Annotated in this window: 5 protein-coding genes; 1 reads left to right on the top strand and 4 read right to left on the bottom strand. The window is 71.6% G+C overall.

Going from position 1 to position 3,647, the window contains the following annotated elements; translation table 11 throughout:
• Positions 1-1,072 precede the first annotated feature (1,072 nt).
• The gene (locus ACFW2E_RS23025; protein ID WP_384468953.1) at positions 1,073-1,459 is read right to left on the bottom strand and encodes a low affinity iron permease family protein; all 387 of its coding nucleotides are present in this window, start codon (positions 1,457-1,459) and stop codon (positions 1,073-1,075) included.
• A gap of 204 nt (positions 1,460-1,663) precedes the next feature.
• Here ACFW2E_RS23025 and ACFW2E_RS23020 point away from each other — a divergent pair, with 204 nt between their 5' ends.
• Entirely contained in the window at positions 1,664-1,852 is a 189-nt protein-coding gene (locus tag ACFW2E_RS23020; RefSeq protein WP_384468952.1) for a hypothetical protein, read from the top strand.
• Between the two features lie 117 nt (positions 1,853-1,969).
• Here the strand turns inward: ACFW2E_RS23020 and ACFW2E_RS23015 are convergent, their stop codons facing one another.
• The 3 genes from ACFW2E_RS23015 to ACFW2E_RS23005 all read right to left on the bottom strand — a co-directional run.
• Positions 1,970-2,725 carry a metallophosphoesterase gene (locus tag ACFW2E_RS23015; protein WP_384468951.1) on the bottom strand — a complete coding sequence of 252 codons (756 nt, stop codon included), beginning with the start codon at positions 2,723-2,725 and terminating at the stop codon, positions 1,970-1,972.
• Entirely contained in the window at positions 2,722-2,976 is a 255-nt protein-coding gene (locus ACFW2E_RS23010; protein ID WP_384468950.1) for a BON domain-containing protein, read from the bottom strand. The genes ACFW2E_RS23015 and ACFW2E_RS23010 overlap by 4 nt, the downstream gene beginning before the upstream one ends.
• A partial coding sequence (locus tag ACFW2E_RS23005; protein ID WP_384468949.1) for a hypothetical protein occupies positions 2,973-3,647 on the bottom strand: 675 nt, incomplete at its 5' end. The genes ACFW2E_RS23010 and ACFW2E_RS23005, both read right to left, overlap by 4 nt.

The following is a 3,647-nucleotide window of genomic DNA, read 5'->3' as shown; positions in this document are numbered from 1 at the left end:
GAGCGCCGAGCAGCACCTCGCGGGCCTGTCCGCAGGCCTCCCTCCGAAGGCGAGTCGGCTGCGGGACGCACGCTCGCCCGCGGGGGCTCCGGGACCGGCCGGGCTGCCGACGCCCTGGGCTGCGCGGGGACCGCGCCGCCTGTCACGGTCTGCTCTCCCGCCTCTCGTCGCACGCCGCGCGACCACAGCGGCTGCACCCTGGCGTCGCGCGGAGCCCGGCGCACGCGTTCCGTGCGCAATGGATCCACGACGACCGGCGGAACGCCTTGTGGCGGGGCGGGAACCAGACCTGCGGGCCAAGGCCCCCTCCGCTGTGTCCGCGGGTCCACGGGCCGGGGCACCGGGTGGGACGAGGGAGCACCGGCAGGTTCCGCGCGGTTGCCGCCCGCGCCCGATGCGCCGTGGTTGTCGAGGGATAGCGGCGGACTCGCTGTCCCCTGGCTCGCGCCCGCCAGGTGAAGCTCGGCGCGCGCTGCGTCAAGGGCGTCCAGGATCGCCTGGAAGGAGTCCTGGATTTCTTGTGCGGCGTCACGCTCCGAAGCGAGGGACGGCAGTGGTTCAAGGCCGTCGCAGTCCATCGGCGTTCCTCCTCCACCCACGTCCGTGGGACACCCGTTTCCTTGTGTCCAGCGATACGTAGTCGGTCCGAAGTTGTCTCAATCCGCTGGAGCGGCCCATCGAAGCCCCCGACGTGGACGGCTCGCTCGCGCGACAGCATCGTGGTCGGTACCGAGGCGGGCGCCACCCTCATCGACGAGCGCCGAAATGACGGTGCGTCAGGGACCCGCACGGGTCGATGGAAAACGGGTGCCCGCGCAACGACGGTACGCCCAGCCGTTCGGCGCCACCGACACTCGGCAGCGGGATGTGCTCCCCGTTCCCCGCCCGCTGGTGGATCACCGATGGCACGGGGAAGCGGGACCAGGTCGCCTTCACCACTCACGGCTTCGCACCGCGTTGACGCCCGCGGCCCGGACAGTCGTCGCCGCCCTCCGCCGAACACCGGCCGGGCGAAGTCGTCGCGCGGCACCAGGAGGTCCTCCCGGGCCGGGCCTTCGCCGCCGTCCCGGCCTCAGACCTCCTCCTCCATGCGGATCGCGCTCCGCAGATCGGCGTGCGCCCTGCGCCCCTCGCCCGGGCGTTCTTCGTGTTCTTCGTGTTCTTCGAGCAGAGCGGCCGCGATGCAGTCGAGCTTGCGCTGGATGGCGTGCTCCGCGCGGCGCTCCGAGTTCTTCAGCAGGGCCAGCAGCAGCAGGTTGACGCTGGTCATGACATCGCCGACCAGCAGCTGCCAGGTCAGCGGGAGACCGGCCGCGTGAACCGCGACGAAGGCGGCGACCAGGACCAGGCAGAAGCAGTAGAACACCCAGGAGCTGGTGAAGTTCGAGCCCGCTTCCGCCAGGCGCTCGAACCAGCCCCTGCCGTTCCGGCTCCGCTCGGCGGGATGCGTCACGGACATGAGTCCCTCGCCTCCCAGGGCGGGCGGGCCACCCTGCTCGTAGGACCACTGGTCATCAGGGAACTTGTGCCGGGTACCCCTGGGGGGCGCCGGGCACACGAACCCTGCGAGCCGGGCCGCCCGGCCACCCGGCCTGCGCGCGTTTGCAGGGGCGGCCACTGGGAACCCGGTCGTGGTCACCCGTACGCAGGAGGCAGAAGGAAGATGAGCACCGTGACCGCGCGGACCACCGTTGCGAAACCGGAGTTGCGCCCACCCGAGACCGGCTGGGCGAAGGCGCGCGAGCTGCGCGGCAAGCACGTGCGGACGTGTGTGCCCGCCATGGAGGACGAGAGCGCCCCGCCCAGGGCGCGTGTCGGCGCGGAGTGGAACATCATCAGGGGCGACGACTGAACGAGCCCGACGACTGCACGAGGCGACTGCACGAACCGAGGGCCGCAACGGCGAGCGCAAGAGCCGTCTGCCGGCCCTTTCGTCGTGCGCGGCGCCTGCGCCTGCCACGCGTTGGCCTCACCGACCGTCGCCGGACCGTGGTCCATGATTCGGTTCGGGCAGGTGATAGACGTGAAAGGCCCGCCCGATGACGGGCTGCGCCACATTGCGCACCTTCACACCGCCGTCGGTCATGCCGTGTTCCCTGCCCGAGTGCGCGTGTCCGTGGACCGCGAGGTCGGCGCCGACGGCGTCGATGGCTTCGGCGAGCAGGTAGCTGCCGAGGAAGGGGTAGATCTCCAGGGGCTCCCCGGCGAGGGTGTCCGGCACGGGTGCGAAGTGGGTGAGAGCGATCCGTACTTCGCACTCGCTCCGTCGCAGCTCCTCCAGGGCCGCCCGGAGGGTGTCCGCGCAGCGGCGGGAGTATCCGACGAACTCCTTCATGACCGGCTCGCCGAATTCGCCGGCACAGCGGCCCGCGAACCCACCGCCGAATCCCTTGGTACCGGCGACCCCGATGCGACGGCCGTCGCCGGTCACGACGGTCGCCTGACCTTCCAGGACCCGGACACCGGCGTCCCGCAGGATGGCCGCGACCTCCTCCGGCCGTTCGGCGTGGTGGTCGTGGTTCCCCAGGACCGCGACGACGGGCACCGCCAGGTCCTTGATCTCCCCGGCGACCACACGCGCCTCCTCGGGCGTGCCGTGGCGGGTGAGGTCACCGGCCAGCAGCAGGATGTCCGCGCAGTCGGGCAGCGTCTCGAACGCGGGGCGGAGCGAGCCTCGGCTCTCGGCACCCATGTGGATGTCCCCGACGGCCGCGACCCTGGTCACGCGAGTTCCTCCACGCTGTCGGGCGGGGCGGTGCCGGCGACGACGATGTCGCAGTGCACCCGCAGGTCCGCCAGCTCCTCGTGGGCGAGGCGAAGGATGTCGTCCCGGCACCGCGCGGACGGCACCGTGCCCGACAGCAGGACCGTCTCGCCCCGTATCTCGGCCCGTACCCCCAGCTCTCCGCCGGGATGCCCTCCGGCCAGGCGTTGTGCCAGGTGGGCAAGGCGATATTCCAGGCTCGCGGAACTCATGAGCACTCCTTCGCCGGGTCGATGACGTTCAGACGCTCGAGGAGGAAGAGGAACGCGGCCGGCATGGGTTCCTCCCCGCACAAACGCCGTACGTCCGCCCAGTCGACCTTCTCCCGCAGCGCACGGGCCACGGGCAGAACGGCCCCGAAGTCGCAGTAGTGCTCGGAGAAGGCGGTCAGCAGGCTCACCATCAGATCGGTGGGCGCCAGCACCGGCATGCGCACCGAGTCCACGGGGATCTCCTGCGCCCGGTGCAGCAGGTCCTCGCCGACGGGACGGTGGGACAGTTCGAAGATGATGTCGATGTCCTGGCCGAAACACGTGGCCTTGAGCAGCCAGTCCTCCGGCGGTACGCGCACGGTCAGGCCTGCATCGCGCAGCGTGGCCGCCACCGCTTCGGCGTCGTCCGGGACGACACAGAAGTCGGCGTCGTGCTGCAGGTTCACGTACCCGCCGTGCGCGTAGGCCGCGACGCTGCCGGCCAGCGCGAAGGCGTGCCCCTTGCGTTTCAGCAGGGCACCCACCTGTTTCGTCGCCTCGAGGATCGCCTGGCTGCGTTCGGAAGGCAGAACCTGTTCTCGCGAGGCCGGGCCGTCCGGCGGCGCAAGGTCCGGGCTCTCTCCGGCCAGCCGCGGGGGGGGGGTGGGGGGGCGCGGCGCCGGGCGCGCGGG

It is taken from the genome of Streptomyces sp. NPDC058964, from assembly GCF_042741275.1.
Lineage (GTDB): Bacteria > Actinomycetota > Actinomycetes > Streptomycetales > Streptomycetaceae > Streptomyces.
This window is presented reverse-complemented; position numbering and strand designations above follow the sequence as displayed.

What these genes read in the sequence shown, in the direction of transcription:
- ACFW2E_RS23020 (WP_384468952.1), top strand. Translation starts at nt 1,664, where the DNA reads ATGAGCACCGTGACCGCGCGGACCACCGTTGCGAAACCGGAGTTGCGC.
- ACFW2E_RS23025 (WP_384468953.1), bottom strand. Translation starts at nt 1,459, where the DNA reads ATGTCCGTGACGCATCCCGCCGAGCGGAGCCGGAACGGCAGGGGCTGG.
- ACFW2E_RS23010 (WP_384468950.1), bottom strand. Translation starts at nt 2,976, where the DNA reads ATGAGTTCCGCGAGCCTGGAATATCGCCTTGCCCACCTGGCACAACGC.